Annotated in this window: 17 protein-coding genes; 2 read left to right on the top strand and 15 right to left on the bottom strand. The window is 69.5% G+C overall.

The window, feature by feature from the left end; genetic code table 11:
* Positions 1–191 precede the first annotated feature (191 nt).
* Positions 192–1,727 (top strand): D-alanyl-D-alanine carboxypeptidase/D-alanyl-D-alanine-endopeptidase, encoded by a 1,536-nt coding sequence (locus tag ASC67_RS12365; protein ID WP_056320626.1) that lies wholly within the window; start codon positions 192–194, stop codon positions 1,725–1,727.
* Between the two features lie 14 nt (positions 1,728–1,741).
* On the opposite strand, the gene ASC67_RS12360 is transcribed toward ASC67_RS12365, so the two are convergent.
* From ASC67_RS12360 to purE, 5 genes are all read right to left on the bottom strand, one after another.
* A complete protein-coding gene (locus tag ASC67_RS12360; protein ID WP_082535982.1) occupies positions 1,742–2,803 on the bottom strand; it encodes an SGNH/GDSL hydrolase family protein in 1,062 nt (353 codons plus the stop codon).
* A 155-nt stretch (positions 2,804–2,958) separates the two neighbouring features.
* Positions 2,959–4,008 carry an SGNH/GDSL hydrolase family protein gene (locus ASC67_RS12355; protein ID WP_156466748.1) on the bottom strand — a complete coding sequence of 350 codons (1,050 nt, stop codon included), beginning with the start codon at positions 4,006–4,008 and terminating at the stop codon, positions 2,959–2,961.
* Between the two features lie 43 nt (positions 4,009–4,051).
* Complete coding sequence (locus tag ASC67_RS12350) at positions 4,052–5,059, bottom strand: L-threonylcarbamoyladenylate synthase (RefSeq protein ID WP_056320615.1); 1,008 nt, start codon at positions 5,057–5,059, stop codon at positions 4,052–4,054.
* A 5-nt stretch (positions 5,060–5,064) separates the two neighbouring features.
* Complete coding sequence (locus ASC67_RS12345) at positions 5,065–6,258, bottom strand: 5-(carboxyamino)imidazole ribonucleotide synthase (protein ID WP_056320609.1); 1,194 nt, start codon at positions 6,256–6,258, stop codon at positions 5,065–5,067.
* Positions 6,259–6,301: 43 nt separating this feature from the next.
* Entirely contained in the window at positions 6,302–6,781 is a 480-nt protein-coding gene (gene purE, locus ASC67_RS12340) for a 5-(carboxyamino)imidazole ribonucleotide mutase (protein WP_056320961.1), read from the bottom strand.
* Between the two features lie 107 nt (positions 6,782–6,888).
* Between purE and ASC67_RS12335 the strand changes: the two genes are divergently transcribed.
* Complete coding sequence (locus ASC67_RS12335; protein ID WP_056320606.1) at positions 6,889–7,833, top strand: tetratricopeptide repeat protein; 945 nt, start codon at positions 6,889–6,891, stop codon at positions 7,831–7,833.
* Positions 7,834–7,874: 41 nt separating this feature from the next.
* On the opposite strand, the gene ASC67_RS12330 is transcribed toward ASC67_RS12335, so the two are convergent.
* The 10 genes from ASC67_RS12330 to fmt all read right to left on the bottom strand — a co-directional run bounded on the left by ASC67_RS12330 (position 7,875) and on the right by fmt (position 17,476).
* The gene (locus ASC67_RS12330) at positions 7,875–8,990 is read right to left on the bottom strand and encodes a hypothetical protein (RefSeq protein WP_056320602.1); all 1,116 of its coding nucleotides are present in this window, start codon (positions 8,988–8,990) and stop codon (positions 7,875–7,877) included.
* Between the two features lie 31 nt (positions 8,991–9,021).
* The gene (locus tag ASC67_RS12325; protein ID WP_056320600.1) at positions 9,022–9,924 is read right to left on the bottom strand and encodes a phosphoribosylaminoimidazolesuccinocarboxamide synthase; all 903 of its coding nucleotides are present in this window, start codon (positions 9,922–9,924) and stop codon (positions 9,022–9,024) included.
* Between the two features lie 45 nt (positions 9,925–9,969).
* A complete protein-coding gene (gene fba, locus ASC67_RS12320) occupies positions 9,970–11,034 on the bottom strand; it encodes a class II fructose-bisphosphate aldolase (protein ID WP_056320597.1) in 1,065 nt (354 codons plus the stop codon).
* A 111-nt stretch (positions 11,035–11,145) separates the two neighbouring features.
* Entirely contained in the window at positions 11,146–12,576 is a 1,431-nt protein-coding gene (pyk, locus tag ASC67_RS12315; RefSeq protein ID WP_404932875.1) for a pyruvate kinase, read from the bottom strand.
* Between the two features lie 62 nt (positions 12,577–12,638).
* The gene (locus ASC67_RS12310; protein WP_056320590.1) at positions 12,639–13,832 is read right to left on the bottom strand and encodes a phosphoglycerate kinase; all 1,194 of its coding nucleotides are present in this window, start codon (positions 13,830–13,832) and stop codon (positions 12,639–12,641) included.
* Between the two features lie 68 nt (positions 13,833–13,900).
* Positions 13,901–14,233, bottom strand: a complete 333-nt coding sequence (locus ASC67_RS12305) for an AzlD domain-containing protein (RefSeq protein WP_056320586.1) — start codon at positions 14,231–14,233, stop codon at positions 13,901–13,903.
* The gene (locus ASC67_RS12300; RefSeq protein WP_056320582.1) at positions 14,230–15,033 is read right to left on the bottom strand and encodes an AzlC family ABC transporter permease; all 804 of its coding nucleotides are present in this window, start codon (positions 15,031–15,033) and stop codon (positions 14,230–14,232) included. Before ASC67_RS12300 ends, ASC67_RS12305 begins: the two co-directional genes overlap by 4 nt.
* A gap of 82 nt (positions 15,034–15,115) precedes the next feature.
* A complete protein-coding gene (locus ASC67_RS12295) occupies positions 15,116–15,490 on the bottom strand; it encodes a hypothetical protein (protein ID WP_056320578.1) in 375 nt (124 codons plus the stop codon).
* Positions 15,491–15,598: 108 nt separating this feature from the next.
* A complete protein-coding gene (gene htpX, locus ASC67_RS12290; RefSeq protein WP_056320575.1) occupies positions 15,599–16,450 on the bottom strand; it encodes a zinc metalloprotease HtpX in 852 nt (283 codons plus the stop codon).
* Positions 16,451–16,528: 78 nt separating this feature from the next.
* The gene (gene fmt / locus ASC67_RS12285) at positions 16,529–17,476 is read right to left on the bottom strand and encodes a methionyl-tRNA formyltransferase (RefSeq protein ID WP_056320572.1); all 948 of its coding nucleotides are present in this window, start codon (positions 17,474–17,476) and stop codon (positions 16,529–16,531) included.
* Between the last annotated feature and the right edge of the window lie 2 nt (positions 17,477–17,478).

Genomic DNA, 17,478 nt, shown 5'->3' with positions numbered 1-17,478 from the left:
TGGGTCCGGCTGGCCGACGGGTAGGCCACGCGGTGCCATGACAACAGGGCGCACGGCACGGCCGCGCGGACCCGGTCGACTCCGGTGGCCCGCGGACCAGGCAGCGGGCCGGGTCGGGAGTCCATGCCTCAGTGTAGCGGCGGCCCCGCGGCCGACAACGTCGCTGGCAAGTCGCCCGCTACCATCGGCGCATGATCCGAAGCCCGAATCTCCTGCGGCGCGGCCTCGTGGGGATGGCGGCCCTGGTCGGCAGCGCGGCGATGGCTGCGCCGAACGCCCTGCCCGCGGGCGAACTGCCTGCCGCCGTGCGGACCGCGCTGAACCGGGCGCAGTTGCCCGCCGATGCGCTGGTGGCCTACATCACCGAGCTCGGCCCGCCGCGTGGCGTGCCGCGCCTGACGCACCGCGCCCAGCAGCCGGTCAACCCGGCGTCGCTGATGAAGCTGTACACGACCGGCGCGGCGCTGGAGCTGCTGGGGCCGGCCTGGACCTGGCCGACGCCGGTGCTGACCACCGGACAGCTGGTGGACGGCGTGCTACAGGGCGACCTGATCATCCAGGGTCGCGGCGACCCGACGCTGGTGATCGAGCGGCTGTGGCTGTTGCTGCGGGAAGTGCGGCAACGCGGCATCCACGAGGTCCGCGGCGACATCGTGCTCGACGGCAGCGCTTTCGTGCTGAACGGTGCCGACGCCGGCGATCCGGCCGATTTCGACGGTGAGCGTTTCCGGCCCTACAACGTGCGGCCCGATGCGCTGCTGCTGAACCACAAGTCGATCACGCTGCGCTTCGTTCCAGAACCGTCACGCGGCGTGGCCCGCGTCAGCACCGACGTCAACCTGGCGGGCGTGCAGATCGACACCGCGGTGCCGCTGGTATCCGGCGGCTGCGGCGACTGGCGCGGCAGTCTGAAGCCGGCCTTCGACGAGCCGGGGCGCATCCGGCTGACCGGCCTCTATCCCGTGAGCTGCGGCGAGAAGACCTGGCCGGTCGCCTACGCCGAGCCGAGCAGCTACAACGTGCGGCTGATCGCCGAGTCCTGGCACGAACTCGGCGGCCAGCTCGCCGGCAGCGTGCGCAACGGGCCGACGCCCCACGGCGCGCTGCCGCTGTTCGAGGCCACGTCGCCCCCATTGGCGGCCGTGGTGCGTGACATCAACAAGTTCAGCAACAACGTGATGGCGCAGCAGCTGTTCCTGAGCCTCGGGCTGATTCCCTCCGGCGCGCTGCCGATGCCGGCTGCGGCGGCCATCCCCACCGCCGGGGATACCTCGACGCCCCCAACGCCCGCAGGCAGCACGGCCGATGCCGCGCGCGAATTGCTGCGCGCGCAGGTGCGCACCCGTGCCGGCTGCCCCGACGCCGAGTTCTCGATCGACAACGGCTCGGGCCTGTCGCGCCAGTCCCGCAGCAGCGCGCGCTGCCTGGGCGTGTGGCTGCAGGCGCTGTGGGCCAGCCCGGTGATGCCGGAGCTGATGAGTTCGCTACCGCTGACGGGGATCGACGGCACCGCGCGCCGACCGGGCCGCGACTGGGGTGCCGCGCTCGGCCGCGCCCACCTGAAGACGGGTTCGCTGCGCGATTCGATGGGCCTGGCCGGCTATGTGCTCGGGCAGTCGGGACGGCGCTACGCCTTTGTCGCCATCGTCAACCATCCGAGTGCCGGCGCGGCGCGGCCGGTGCTCGACGCCCTGGTGCAATGGGCGGCGGACGACGCCGAGCGCTGAGGGGACGACGCGGGTCAGCGCCAGCCGACAGCGCTCATGCGGTCGAGCACGTAGTTCGCGAGAAGCTGGTGGCCGAACGGCGTGGGATGCACGCCGTCGGCGAACTGGAAGTGGGACACGTCGCCGGCGATCAGCGTGGTCTCGCTGCAGCCCAGCGAACCGAGCACGAAGCCGTTCAGTGCCGTCGCCGCCAGATCGCAGGCCGGCGTCGTGACGTTCGTGACGCCGAAGGTGCCCGGATTGGCAACCTGCTCGCGACCGCGTGAATAGGCATCGACCAGCAGCACGCCCGACGCGTCGTTCAGGCCGTTGGCGAGCGACACGTTGAAGGCGATCGACATCTGCGCGATCAGGCCCTGGGTCGGGGCGGCCAGCGAGTACGCGAACGGCGTCTGGCTCACGTCGGGCAGGTTGACCACCACCACGTGGCGCGCGCCGTTGCCGACCAGCTGCGTCCTGACGTAGGCCGCCAGTTCGCCGCCGGCCGTGGCCATCGCGACCACGGCATCGGTCGGCGTGATCTGCGCCGCGCCGACCGCCGCGAGGTTCATGAACACGTCGTTGCCACCGGCCAGCACCGTGACCAGTTCACCGCCGCTGAAACGGCCGCCGACCTTGGCGAGGTGGCGCGCCACCTGGGTAGCCACCGGCACGGTGAGCTGCCCGTACTGACCGTCCGGGCTGCCGAGCAACAGCAGGGCCTTGTTGTTCGGCCCGATCGGGTTGGTGACCCGCGCGCCGCCTTGCGCATAGCCGAAACACGCGTCCTGGAAGCTGCTGGCCTGGGCCAGGCTGGCGACCGCGCCGGAAGACTCCAGACCGATCTCCGCCGCGCACGGCGGCGTCAGGCCACGGTCCTTGGCGACCAGCTCCACCCAGATGTCGCCGTCGTTGACGGTGAACTTGCCGCCGCCGCGCGCCGCCATGCCGGCGGTGCGGTAAGTGCCGACATCGCTGAGGCTGTCGCCGAACGTGACCACGCTCGAATAGCTCGGCGCATCGTTGTCGCCGCCGCCACACGCCACGAGCAACAGCGGCAGCAGCAAGGCCCCCGCACGGATTCGCAAGCTTCTCATCACAGCCTCCCCGCGGACGCTGCGCGTCCGGCCATCAAAAATAGAACGACCGTTCTATTTGGTGGGCAGACTTTAAATGCAGGCCATGCACCGACCCAGCGGAGAAACCCGGTCGTGGCTGGCGCCCCACGCCGACCTCGACCGCGAGACGGGCATCAGAACGGGTTGTTGACCGCGCGATCGATCGCGAGGCTGCCGATGAGGGACTGGCCGTTGGCGCCCAGGTGGCGATCGTCGGCCCACAGGTAGTTGGCCACGGTGGCGCCGGTCACCAGCGTGCCGGGCACCGAGGGTACGGTGGTCGTGCCGGCCGTCGGCCCGGTGCAGGAGATCGCCGTCGGCGTACTGCAAGCCGCCGCCGAGACACTGACATAGCCGTAGTTGCTGGGGTTGCGCACCAGCACGTCGATCTGCGCATCGGCCTGAACCAGACCGATCACGCGGCCGTCATTGACCAGGGCGCTGCGCATGCCGGCGTTGAAGCGCTTGGTGATGTCGGTCAGCAACGCGGCGCGTTCGCCACTGATCAGGTTCTGCGCCGCGGCGAACGGCGTGCTGCCCTGGAAGGGCAGCGTGGTCACCAGCACCCGAGCACCTTCTCGCGCCAGCGCATTGACCTGCACGCCGAGCGCCTCCCCCGCGGCCTCGCCCAGCGCCACGACCTCGGCGGCTGTCTTCGTCGGGTATTGCGCGTAGGCGTCGAGGATGTCCTGCTGACCGATCATGACCGTCGTCAGGTCCGTCGACCGGAAACCACCCGCGTCGACACGGGCCCGAGCGATCTGCGCCGACAGATCGGCCACCGACGCACCGACCTGCGCGTAGATCTTGCCGCGCGGCGTGGCTTCCGAGAAGGTGTTGCACTCGGCAAAGCCGATGCCGTAGTGAAAGCCCAGCGCCTGCGCCCAGATCGGGTAGCTGTTGCAGTCGAGCGCGCCGGTCGCCGCCCCGGCCGAGTCCACGGCCTGGGCATTCACCAGGTACTTCGCACCCGCAGCCGCGGTGATGGTGCCGCCGTTGACGTCGGTCAGGTTGCCGCCGGCGATGACACTGGACGAATCACCGAACACGATCAGCCGCTGCGGCTTGAAGTCGCTGACGCGATCGCCCCCGCCGCACGCGGCCACCACGGCGGTCAGTCCGACCAGCATCGACACCCGCAGCGCACGCGACAGTCCGCGCACGCAAGCTATCCCAACAGTCATGCTCACTCCAAATCCACAGGCGAGGGGGAGAGGGTCGGCGCGCTCAGGGCGCGGCCGCGCGTTGCAGGCGGTCCCGGACGCCCTCCCAGGCGGGACCGCTGGGCGGTTCTTCGACCCAGATCAACTGCACGCCCTCGTCGTCGAGTTCGCGCAGAACGGAAAACAACTCGTGCGCCGCAGCGGCCGGATCATCCGGCATCCGCCGCGCCGTGAGGCGCAGCGGCGGCGACACGCTGCGCGAATATACCGCCAGCCTGCTGCCACCCCGCTTCGGCAGGGCATCGGTCGGCAGTACTTCGAGCGCCGTGCGCAGCACGGCGGCCGGCATCAGTCGCAGCGTGGCGCGCGGGGCGTAGTGCGAGGCCAGCGTGCCGGACGCGCGCGGCGCGCTGCCGGCAAGCGCGTCGGCCGCGTCGAGCAAGCGTTCGCCGGCCGCCGCCTCGATGCGCTCGCGCGGCAGCACACCGGGGCGCAACAGCACCGGATGGCCGCGCGAGCAGTCGACGATGGTCGATTCGATGCCGACCTCGCAATCGCCGCCATCGAGCACCGCGAGTTCCGCATCGAACTCGCCTTCCACATGCGCCGCCCGCGTGGCGCTGACGCGGCCGAAGCGGTTGGCGCTGGGCCCAGCGACACCCGGCACACCGAGCACCGCGGCCGAGCGCAGCAGCGCCTGGGCCACCGGGTGCGCCGGGCAGCGCAGGCCGATGCTGTCCTGCCCGCCAGCGGCGGCGGCGGCCACGCCGGCGCGGCGCGCCACGATCACGGTCAGCGGCCCCGGCCAGAAAGCAGCGATCAGGCGCTGCGCCAGCGGCGGCAGTTCGGCCGCAAAGGCGTGCGCCCCGGCCGCGTCGGCCACGTGCACGATCAGCGGATGGTCGGCCGGCCGGCCCTTGGCGGCAAAGATCTTCGCGACGGCTGTGTCGTCGTCGGCCCGCGCACCGAGGCCGTAGACGGTTTCGGTGGGAAAGGCGACGAGCTGTCCGGCCGCGAGCAGCCGGGCGGCTTCGGCGACCGCCTCGGGGGCATGACCGTCGAGCCGCGGCATGTTCTTCAGAACGCCGGCAGGCCGAGCCGCTCCGCCGCCCGCAGCGCGGTCGCGCGCGCCGCCTCGGGCGTGTCGGCGGTCAGCGTCAGGTGACCCATCTTGCGGCCGCGCTGGGCGCTGCTCTTGCCGTAGAGGTGCAGGTGCGCTCCGGGCAGCGCCACCACGGCGGCCCAGTCGGGCGTGCGCTCACGACCGTCGGCGTCGAACCACAGGTCGCCGAGCAGGTTGAGCATCACCGCCGGCGAGTGCAGGCGCGGAGCGACCAGCGGCAGCCCGGTCATGCAACGCACCTGCAGCTCGAACTGCGACACATCGCAGGCATCGATGCTGTAGTGGCCGGAGTTGTGCGGCCGCGGCGCCATCTCGTTGACCACCAGCGTGCCGTCCTGCAGCACGAAGAACTCGACGCACAGCACGCCGACGTAGCCCAGCCCGTCGGCGATGCGGCCGGCCGCATCACGCGCCGCTGCGGACAGCGCCGCGGAAACGTTCGGCGCCGGGACTTGCGTCACCGCCAGGATGCCGTCGCGGTGCAGGTTCTGCTGCACCGGCAAGGAGACGAGCTCGCCGTCGGCATTGCGCGCCAGGATCACGCTGATCTCGAAGGCCAGCGGCAGCAGCTTCTCGAGCACGCAGGGGGCGCGCTTGAGCTCGTCCCAGGCGAGTGCGAGCTCGGCGCGAGTCGCCACGCGGCGCTGGCCCTTGCCGTCGTAGCCGAGCCGGGCGGTCTTCAGGATGCCCGGCAACAACGCCGCGTCGACCTCGGCCAGCTGCTCCGGCGTCTCGATCAGCGCATGCGGCGCACACGGCACACCGCACGCCTCGAAGTGCCTTTTCTCTCGCGCGCGGTCCTGGCATACCGCCACCGCCTCGGCGCCCGGCGCCGCCGGCAGGTGCGCGCCCAACGTGTAGAGCGCGCCGGCCGGCACGTTCTCGAACTCGGTGGTGATCGCCGCGCAGCGCTGCAGCATCTGCGCCAGGCCCTGCTCGTCGAGGTAGTCGGTCTGCACGTGCACGTGCGACACGAGGCCGGCCGGGCTCGCCACGTCCGGATCGAGCACGGCGGTGAAGTAGCCCAGGCGCTGAGCGGCGTGGACGAACATGCGGCCGAGCTGGCCGCCGCCCATCACGCCGAGCGTGCTGGCCTGGGCGCCGGCGGCGACGGCCGCGGGCAGGATGGTCTTGAGGTGGCTCGGCATCGGATGTGGCAGCGGGGCCGGCCGGCGCACGCCGGCCGAGTCGTCAGGAAGGGGAGTGGTTCGACAAGGCCGCGCTTTGCGCACGCGCCGCCTCGGTCTGGCGCGTGCGCCAGGCGTCGAGCTGTTCACGCAGCCGTGGGTTGTCATGCGCCAGCAGGGCCACTGCGAACAGCGCCGCATTGGCCGCGCCGGCCACGCCGATCGCGAAGGTGGCGACCGGCACACCCTTGGGCATCTGCACGATCGAGTGCAACGAATCGACGCCCTGCAGGTGCTTGCTGGGCACCGGCACGCCGAGCACCGGCACCGGCGTCTTGGCCGCCAGCATGCCGGGCAGGTGGGCCGCACCGCCGGCGCCGGCGATGATGGCGCGCAGCCCGCGACCGCGCGCGGCCTCGGCGTACGCGAACATCTCGTCGGGCATGCGGTGCGCCGACACGACCTGCGCTTCGAAGGGCACACCGAACTCGGTCAGAATATCGGCCGCATGGTGCATGACGTCCCAGTCGCTGCTGGAGCCCATCACCACGCCGATCAGGGGAATCGCTGCGTTCACAGCCGCTCCGGTTCCGGAAACCCCAAATTGTAGGCGGCGCTTGGCTTTGCGGCCGGCGACCCCAGCTGACTCAGATGATCGACATCACCCTCCAGAACTTCGAAGCCGAGCTGATCCAAGCGTCGGTGCAGACCCCCGTGCTGCTCGACATCTGGGCACCTTGGTGCGGACCGTGCAAGTCGCTCGGCCCGGTGCTGGAGAAGCTGGAGGCGGATTACGGGGGTCGCTTCGCGCTGGCCAAGCTCAACAGCGACGACCAGCCCGACATCGCCGGCCAGCTGAGCCAGGCCTTCGGCGTGCGCTCGATCCCGTTCTGCGTGATGTTCGTCGGCGGCCAGCCGGTCGACGGCTTCGTCGGCGCGCTGCCGGAGGCTCAGATCCGCAGCTTCCTCGACAAGCATGTGCCGAGCGAGGACGCGCTGGCGGCGGAAGAGGAGGCGCTGGAGGCCGAGCAGTTGGCCGCCGAGGGCGACAGCGACGCCGCGCTCGCCAAGCTGTCCGACGCCCTGGCCATCGCCCCGGGCGACGACGCCATCCGAGCCGACTACGTGAAGCGCCTGCTGGAAGCCGGCCGCATCGCCGACGCGCGACGCGTGTACGAGCCGCTGGCGCCGAAGGCCATCGTCGATGCACGCGCCAGTGCGCTGGGCCTGTGGCTCGACGCCTGCGAAGCAGCCGAGCGGGCCCGTTCGCCGGCGGTGCTGGCCGCAGCGATCGGCGCCGACAAGCGCGACTTCGCGGCGCGCTTCGAGCTGGCGCAGACCCTGCTCGCCGCCCAGCGCCCCACCGAAGCGATGGACGAACTGCTCGAGATCCTGATGCGCGACAAGGCCTGGTCCGACGAGCGCGCACGCAAGCTGTACGTCGCCATCCTCGAGTTGCTGAGCAAGCCGCCACCGAAGGCTGCCTCGCCCGCCGAGGCCAAGGGCACGCTGGAGATCGCCGGCAAGGCCACCGCCGTGGCCAGCGACCCGGTGGTCGACGGCTACCGCCGCAAGCTCAGCATGGTGTTGTTCTGAACGGCTGAACCTAAGCGGCGCGACGCCGGCCGAGGGAGCGATCAGACGAAGCTCGTGGACGCCCCGAAGGTCGAGTCCAGCACGGTGATGATCTGCGCCTTCTCGGCGACGTGGCGCTGCCAGTGCTCCTGGGCAAGACGGGCATGCCGCTCGGCGGGCTCGGCCTCGCCGAGCAGTTCGTGGACCTGCGCCAAGCGCCCGTGCGTCAGGGCCACGTCGTCGATATCGCATTCGGGTCGCAGGGCGTCCACCGCGGCCTTGGCTTGCTCGCGTGCGTGCGTCGGCTGCGCCAGCTTGGCGCGGCACCAGGCGACGTCGGCGCGCAGGCTGGACTCGAGCCGGCCCAGGCCGGTGGCCAGCGCATCGCCGAAATGCGCCTCGAACAGCACCAGCGCCTCGGCGTAGCGCGACTGCGTCATCAGCGTCTGGGCGCGCAGGATCGGCCGCAGCACGGCCAGCGCGGTGCCTCCCATGCGATCGTCGAAGTGGCTGGAAGATTCGGCCGCCGTCATCGCCTGCAGCGCCACGTCGTTCTGCTTCGCGTCGTCGGAGAACACGGCGGCCATGCGGGCCTGGTCGCTGCGCAAGGCCGCCATGTTGTGCATCAGGGCGCTGATCGTCGCCGCATCACCTTCCGCGCTGGCGTGCTGGCGTGCCTTTGCATACCAGCCCTGCGCCCTGTCGATGCGGCCACCGTAGTGGTAGGCCATCGCGATCACCAGGCAGGCGCGCGAGCGGGCCGAGTGGTGGTCGGGCGCGGCAAGCCGCAGCGCCTGAGAGGCGTTGCGGGCGACGCCGTCGATGTCGGAGTGCACGTAGTCGAGATGCGCCATCCAGGCCAGGCACACGGCCTGCAGCGGCATGCGGTTGGCCGACAGGCTCAGCGCCCGCGCCTGTTGCAGCTTGACGCGCGCCTGACCGCCCAGATCGCTGAAGTAGTCGACCATCGCATCGGCCAGGCAGATGGCGGCCGCGGTGGCCGCATCGGGTCGCGACTGGTGCCGACGGTGCAGCGGCGTCAGGGCGTTGCGCGCCTCGTCGACGCGGCCTTCGCGCGCCAGCAAGCCGACCCGCTCGGCACGCAGCACGTCGGCTTCGACCGGATCGGCCGTCTGCGCGATCGCGGCGTCGAGCTTGGCGAGCAGGCGCGAGTTCATGCGGTGCTGGCTGCTCGGTGCGGTGGGCCGCTCAGGCCGTCAGGCGTTCGAGGGCTTCGCGGTACGTCGCTGCAGTACGCGCCACCACGTCGGCCGGCAACGCCGGGGCCGGCGCCTGCTTGTTCCACGGCCGGCCGTCGACCACCACCTGCTCCAGCCAGTCGCGCACGAACTGCTTGTCGTAGCTCGGCGGGTTGATGCCCTCGGCGTAACCTTCCACCGGCCAGAAGCGCGACGAATCGGGCGTCAGCACCTCGTCCATCAACGTCAAGGTGCCGGCCTCGTCGAGGCCGAACTCGAACTTCGTGTCGGCGATGATGATGCCCTTGCCGAGGGCGAAGGCCGCCGCGCTCTCGTAGAGCGCGATCGCCACGCGTCGCACCTGCTCGGCCAGCGGGGCGCCGATGATCTCGACCATGCGCTCGAAAGGGATGTTCTCGTCGTGCTCGCCCATCTCGGCCTTGGTGGCCGGCGTGAAGATGGGCGACGGCAGCTTGCTGGCGTTCTTCAGGCCGGGCGGCAACTTCACGCCACAGACCTGGCCGTTGTGCTGGTATTCCTTCCAGCCCGAGCCCGCCAGGTAGCCACGCACCACGGCTTCCACCGGCAGCGGCTTCAAGCGCTTGACGAGCATCGAGCGGCCCGTGACCTGGGCCCGCTCCGCTGCGCTGACCACGCTTTCCGGAGCTTCCCCGGTCAGGTGATTGGGCACGATGTGGCCGAGCCGGGCGAACCAGAACAGCGCCATGCGCGTGAGCAACTCGCCCTTGCCCGGAATGGGCTCGCCCATCACCACGTCGAAGGCACTGAGCCGGTCACTCGCGACCATCAGCAGGCGGTCGCTGCCGACCGCATAGTTGTCACGCACCTTGCCGCGCGCCAGCAGGGGCAGCGATTGCAGACGGCTTTCGAGCAGCGGAGTGGTGGCGGACATCGGAGGCAGGGCGCGGTGACGACGAAGCGACGAAGCGACGAAGACTTACTGAACGACCTGGGCGAGTTCTCCCTTGGCGTACTTGGCAGCCACTACGGAGAGCGTCTCGCCCTTGATCTTGGGCGCCTGGCCTTCGCAACCGAACTCGACGTAGCGCTGCTTGCAGATGGACTTGGCCGCGGCCGTTGCCGGCTTCAGGTACTCGCGCGGGTCGAATTTGCCCGGGTTCTCGGCGAAGAACTTGCGGATCGCCGCAGTCATCGCGAGACGGATGTCAGTGTCGATGTTGATCTTGCGCACACCGAACTTGATGGCTTCCTGGATCTCCGACACCGGTACGCCGTAGGTTTCCTTCATGTCGCCGCCGTACTTGCGGATCTCGGCCAGCAGATCCTGCGGCACGCTGGAGCTGCCGTGCATCACCAGGTGGGTGTTGGGGATCCGTGCATTGATCTCCTTGATGCGCTTGATCGCCAGGATGTCGCCGGTGGGCTTGCGGGTGAACTTGTAGGCGCCGTGGCTGGTGCCGATAGCGATGGCCAGTGCGTCGAGCTGCGTCCGCTTGACGAAGTCCGCCGCCTCTTCGGGATCGGTGAGCAACTGCTCCACGGTCATCGTGGCGTCGGTGCCGTGACCGTCTTCCTTGTCGCCCTTCATCGTCTCCAGCGAGCCGAGGCAACCGAGTTCGCCTTCGACCGTCACGCCGAGCTTGTGCGCCATGTCGACGACCTTGCGGGTCACGTCGACGTTGTAGTCGTAGCTGGCGATGGTCTTGCCGTCCGCCTGCAGCGAGCCGTCCATCATCACCGAGCTGAAGCCCAGGTCGATGGCGCCCTGGCAGACGTCGGGGCTCTGGCCGTGGTCCTGGTGCATCACCAGCGGGATGTGCGGCCAGGTCTCGATCGCCGCCTGGATCAGGTGCTTGATGAAGTTCTCGCCGGCGTACTTGCGCGCACCGGCGCTGGCCTGAAGGATCACCGGCGCGCCGACTTCGTGGGCGGCGCTCATCACCGCCTGCACCTGCTCGAGGTTGTTGACGTTGAAGGCCGGGATGCCATAGCCCTGCTCGGCGGCATGATCGAGCAGCTGGCGCATGGAAACGAGGGGCATGGGGATCTCCGAAAGTCGACAGCGAAAGGAGCGGCAGGCCGGACGGCGAGCCCGCGGAACCCTGATTTTAGGCGCCCGACCGCCGCCGGAGACGGTCCGCGACCCCCTTGCTCAGGCGACCCGACAAACCTTGAGCATGTTGGTGCCGCCCGGGTACCCCATCGGCTCGCCGCAGGTGATGGCGTAGGTGTCGCCCGGCTTGAGCACACCGCCGTCCACCAGCAGCGCTTCTGCCTTGGCGAGGGCCTCGTCGCGATCGGTGTACGACGGCATCAGCAGCGGACGCACGTTGCGATACAGCGTCATCTTGCGCTGGCTGGTCGGTTGCGAGGTCAGCGCGAAGATCGGCACGTGGATCTTGTGGCGGCTCATCCACAGCGCCGTCGAGCCCGACTCCGTCAGCGCGACGATCGCCTTGCAGCCCAGGTGGTGGGCGGTGAACAGCGCGCCCATCGCGATGCTCTGGTCGATGCGGCCGAAGCGCTTGTTGGTGAAGTCGGCGTCGAGCGCCACGTCCTCGGCCCGTTCGGCCGCCAGTGCGATGGCGGCCATCTGTTCGATGGTCTCGACCGGGTATTTGCCGGCCGCGGTCTCGGCGCTGAGCATCACCGCGTCGGTGCCGTCGAGCACGGCATTCGCGACGTCGCTCACCTCGGCGCGCGTCGGCACCGGGTTGACGATCATCGACTCCATCATCTGGGTCGCGGTGATCACCACCTTGTCGAGCTCTCGGGCCAGCTTGATCATCTTCTTCTGCAGCGCCGGCACCGCGGCGTTGCCGACCTCGACGGCAAGGTCACCGCGCGCCACCATGATGCCGTCGCTGGCCTTGAGGATCTGCTCGAGCACGGGGATGGCCTCGCTGCGCTCGATCTTCGCGATCAGCGCCGGCTTGTGGCGCCACGGCTCGCCGGCCACGTTGGCCAGCTGCCGGGCCATTTCCATGTCGGTCGCGTTCTTGGGGAAGCTGACCGCGAGGTATTCGCACTGGAAGCTCATCGCGGTCTTGATGTCCTCCATGTCCTTCGCGGTCAGCGCCGGCGCCGTGAGGCCGCCGCCCTGCTTGTTGATACCCTTGTTGTTGGACAGCTCGCCGCCGATCTTCACGACGGTGTGCACCGCCTCACCGAGCACCTTGTCGACGGTCAGCACGATCAGGCCATCGTTGAGCAGCAGCGTGTCGCCCGGCTTCACGTCGCGCGGCAGCGACTTGTAGTCCAGGCCGACCGCCTGCAGGTCGCCCGGCTCGCTGCGGGCGGCGTCCAGCACGAAGGCCGCGCCCGGCTCCAGCATCACCTTGCCCTGCGCGAACTTGCCGACACGGATCTTCGGCCCCTGCAGGTCGGCCATGATCGCGACCTCCTTGCCGGCGCGCTGGGCTACCTCGCGTACCAGAGCGGCGCGGGCGATGTGGTCCTGCGCGCTGCCGTGCGAGAAGTTCAGCCGGACCACATCGACGCCGGCCGTGATCATGCGTTCGAGCACGTCGGGCGTGGACGAGGCGGGGCCGAGGGTGGCAACGATCTTGGTGGCGCGGTGCATGGTCATGTGAAGAGGATTCCGATGAAGCGAGGGGCGCCGCAGCGCCCCGTATCGTCTGCCGCTCAGCCGGCGGCCCGTTGCTGGAGGATCTCGAAGGCCGGCAGGGTCCTGCCCTCCAGCACCTCGAGGAAGGCACCGCCCCCGGTGGAGATGTAACCGATGTCCTTCTCGATGCCGTACTTGGCGATCGCCGCCAGCGTGTCGCCGCCGCCGGCGATGCTGAAGGCGGGTGAATGGGCGATCGCTGCGGCCAGCGTGCGCGTGCCGCCGGCGAACTGGTCGTACTCGAACACGCCCATCGGCCCGTTCCAGACCACGGTGCCCGCACGCGCGATGATGCCGGCCAGCTCGGCCGCGGTGCGCGGGCCGATGTCGAGGATCAGGTCGTCGGGCCGCACCTCGGTGGCGGTCACCTTGTTGGCCCGTGCGATAGCCGAGAACTCGTCCGCCACCACCACGTCGATCGGGATCGGCACTGCGGCGCCGCGCGCCTTCATCATGTCGATGATGGCGCGCGCCTCGTCCACCAGATCGGGCTCGGCCAGCGACTTGCCGATCGACAGGCCGACTGCCAGCATGAAGGTGTTGGCGATGCCGCCGCCGACGATCAACTGATCGACGTTGGCCGCCAGCGACTTCAGGATCGACAGCTTGGTGCTGACCTTCGAGCCGGCAACGATGGCCACCAGCGGGCGCTTCGGGCTCTTCAGGGCCTTGGTGATGGCGTCGATCTCGGCGGCCAGCAGCGGGCCGGCACAGGCCACCTTGGCGAACTGCGCGATGCCATAGGTCGAAGCCTCGGCGCGGTGCGCGGTGCCGAAGGCGTCGTGCACGAAGATGTCGCACAGCGCGGCCATCTTCCTGGCCAGCGTTTCGTCGTTCTTCTTCTCGCCCTTGTTGACGCGGCAGTTCTCGAGCAGCACCAGTTCACCCGGCGCGACCTCGACGCCGTCGGTCCAGTCCCGCAGCAGCGGCACCTTGCGACCCAGCAACTCGGCCATCCGGCGCGCGACCGGCGCCAGGGAGTCTTCGGCCTTGAACTCGCCCTCGGTCGGTCGGCCCAGGTGCGAGGTCACCATCACGGCCGCACCGGCCGCCAGCGCCATTTCGATGCAGGGGATCGACGCGCGGATGCGGGTGTCCTCGGTGATGCGCCCGGCGTCGTCCTGCGGCACGTTCAAGTCGGCCCGGATGAACACGCGCTGACCGGCGACGCGGCCTTGCTGAATGAGATCGGAGAACCGCAGAACCTTCAAAGACTGACTCCTCGGACGATGGGGAAGCGAATGGAATGGCGAATGGCGCGCGTTCCGGTCGTCGTGGACTACCAGCCCAGCACCAGACGCAAGGGCAGCAGCACGGCCATGCCGGTGATGATGGTGCCCAGGATGCCTCGGCGCCAGAAGAAATATGCGGTCGCAGCCACGGCCGCATAGACCCGTGCGTCATGCCAGGGCTCGGCGATCAGCTGGCCCTGGCTCATGGCGATCTCCGGCACCACGACCGCGGCCAGTGCGGCGAGCGGCGCATAGCGCAGGCCGCGCTTGACCCAGTCGGGCAGCGCCAGTTCACGGTCGGACAGGAAGAAGAACGAGCGTGTGACCACGGTGATGACCGTCAGCCCGGCGATCGTCAGCAGGAACTCACCGGCGCTCATGCGGCGCACTCCTTGTCGCGCGCATGGGCGTCGAGCCGGCGCGTGCCGGGGCGCTCCAGCCAGGCGCGCAGACGGCGACCGGCGTCGTCACCACCATCGATCATCAGACCGATGCAGACGGCCGCGGCGATCGCCACGACGATGTAGAGCTTGAGGGGCAGCGCGAAGGCCGCCACGGCCGCCGCGCCCGCCACCACGGCCGCGAACAGCGTGGCACGATCGGACACCAGCGAGTACGTCAGGCCGAGCAGCGCCAGCGTACCGGCGAAACCCAGGCCCCACTGCGTGGGCACGACATCGGCGAGCAGGATGCCCAGCACCGAGGGAATCTGCCAGGCAAGGTAGTTCGCGCTGACCGAACCCCAGAAGTACTCGATCTGCCCCTCCGGCACGTCGCCCTCGGTCGGGGGTTCTGCGTAGCGCCGCATGAACAGTACATAGTTGAGATCGCCCGAGAAGTAGCCCAGCATCAGGCGCTGCCTCAAAGGAAAACGCATGAAATAGGGACGCCACTGGGCGCTGAAGATCACGAAACGCAGGTTGACGCAGAAGGCCGTGGCCCAGATCACCCAGACCGGAGCGCTCAGGGCGATCAGCGGGATGGTGGCGAGCTGCGCGCTGCCGGCGAACACCGTAAAGGTCATCAGCAGGGCGAGCGGTACCGACAGACCGCCCTTGACCATCGCGACGCCCGTCACCAGCCCCCAGGCCGCGATGCCCAGCGAGACACCGGCCATTTCGCCCAAGCCGGAGCGATAGGCCGGATGACGCAGCACGGAACGCATCGGGGGCATCGACATGGACACGATTGTCCCACCGGTCGGGCGGCCTCACCGCCCGTCATCGGCCACCACTCGCGTGACGTAAAGCGCCGATGACGCTTCAGGACGTATGCGACTTGCGTTTGTCCGCCTTGGGTTCAGCCGGGATCGGCGCCACCGCCTCGGTCTTTGCGACCTCGGATTCGACCGGCTTGCTGCCGGGCCGCTGTATCTGGGGCGCCACAGCCTCGAGCTTGTTCTCGCGCATGTACTCGTCCATCTCGCGCCAGCCGGCGAAGACGGCAGCCCGCTGGGCCTTGGCATTGAGCGCGTAGCAATCCTCGATGGCACGCCCGGCATGCCGGCAGGCGCTGCCGATCGCCTTGCCGTCGGCCTCCTTCAGCGCGGCCGTCTTTTCGGCGGCTTCGGTGCCGAGCAGATCGCAACCGGCGAGCAGCGCCAGAGCGATCAGAGGAAGGAGGCGGAGGGACGTCATGATGGATGCAGACAGGCTTCGCAGGCTTATCGGTCACGCCGACCGTCACTTGAGTCCACCAACGAAAAAGGCCCCGCCGCAGCGGGTCCCCTCACGCCAGCCCTGGCGTCAGACCCGCTGGGGGATCATGGCCATCAGCTTGGCGACGCGCTCCTCGGTCGCCGGGTGGGTGCTGAAAAGTCCGCGCAGCCCGCCGCCGGACAGCGGATTCATGATCATCATCTGCGCCGTCTCCGGATGACGCTCGGCCGCCTCCAGCGGGATCCCCTGGGCGTAGCGCTGGATCTTCTGCAGCGCGCTGGCCAGGGCCTGCGGATCGCCGGAGATCTCGGCGCCGCCCCGGTCGGCCTCGAACTCGCGGGCCCGGCTGATCGCCATCTGGATCAGGCTGGCAGCCAGCGGCGCCAGCAACATCACGAGGATGCCGGCGATCGGGTTGGCCGGCCGCCCGTCGCTGCTGCGGCCGCCGAAGAACATCGCGAAATTGGCCAGCATCGAGATGGCGCCAGCCATCGTCGCGCTGACGGTGCTGATCAGGATGTCGCGGTGCTTCACGTGCGCGAGCTCGTGTGCCATCACCCCGCGAAGCTCGCGCTCGGACAGCACGCGCAGGATGCCGGTGGTGGCGGCCACCGCAGCGTTCTGCGGGTTGCGGCCGGTCGCGAAGGCGTTCGGAGCGTCCTCGTTGATCAGGTACACCTTGGGCATCGGCAGCTCCGCCTTCGCGGCGAGCTCCCTCACCATGGTGTAGAACTGTGGCGCGGAGGACGCGTCGACCTCCTGCGCGTTGTACATCTTCAGCACCATCTTGTCGCTGAACCAGTAGCTGAAGAAGTTCATGCCGAGCGCGACCACCAGCGCGATCGCCATGCCTTGCTGGCCGCCCAGCACAGAGCCGATGGCCATGAACAGCGCCGTGATGGCGGCCATCAGCACGGCGGTCTTCATCAGATTGAACATGTTTCCAGCTCCTGCGCCGAGTTGGCGCTCACGCATAGATGCGGGACGACTCCGGGAGTTCAATCCCCGCGCGGTCCATCAAAGTGTTGTGCCTGCGCACAAAATCGGCCGGCCGGCCAGGAAGTCCCGCGCACCGATGCGCCGCCCGCCCGGGCGTTGCAGTTGTTGCAGGTCCAGCGCCGCGTCACCGCACGCGACCCGCAGCAGCCCCTCGGCGGCGATCAGTACAGTCCCTGGCGCAGCTTGTCCGGGGGCAACGGTGGCCCGCCACAGTTTCACCGTCTCGCCGGCGTGCTGGAAACTGGCGCCGGGGAAGGGGTCGAAGGCCCGCACGCGGCGCTCGATCTCTGCGGCCTGTCGAGACCAGTCGATCGAGGCCTCCACCTTCTCGATCTTGTGGGCGTACGTCACCCCTTCGGCCGGTTGCGGCAGCCGCACCAGGCCACCGCAGGCGGCGGCCTCGAGCGCTTCGACGATCAGTCGACCGCCGAGCGTCGCCAGGCGGTCGTGGAGCGTCGCCGTGCTGTCGTCGGACCGGATGGCCTCGCGCTCGGTGAGCAGCATGTCGCCGGTATCCAGGCCCTCGTCCATCTGCATGATGGTGATACCGGTCTCCGCATCTCCAGCCTCGATCGCCCGGTGGATCGGCGCCGCCCCACGCCAGCGCGGCAGCAAGGACGCATGGATGTTCAGGCAACCTCGCGCCGGCAGCTGCAGCACCCAGGGCGGCAGGATCAGACCGTAGGCGGCCACCACCATGGCGTCGAGCTGTGCCGCCGCGAGTGCGTCGCGCGCCGCGCGAGCGTCTTCCGGGTATTTGCCATCTAGGCGCAGGCTGCGCGGCTGCACGACCGCAAGGCCGCGTTCCACGGCCAGCGCCTTGACGGCCGAGGCCTGCAGCTTCAGCCCCCGCCCCGCAGGACGATCAGGCTGCGTCAGCACCAGCGGAACGTCGAACCCGGCATCCAGCAGCAGCTTCAGCGCAACACGCGCGAACTCGGGCGTGCCGGCAAATGCGATGCGCACGC

The organism is Methylibium sp. Root1272 (assembly GCF_001425905.1).
In the GTDB taxonomy this organism is placed as follows: domain Bacteria; phylum Pseudomonadota; class Gammaproteobacteria; order Burkholderiales; family Burkholderiaceae_C; genus Methylibium.
The sequence above is the reverse complement of the archived record's forward strand: the minus strand, read 5'-3'. Positions and strand labels throughout refer to the sequence as shown.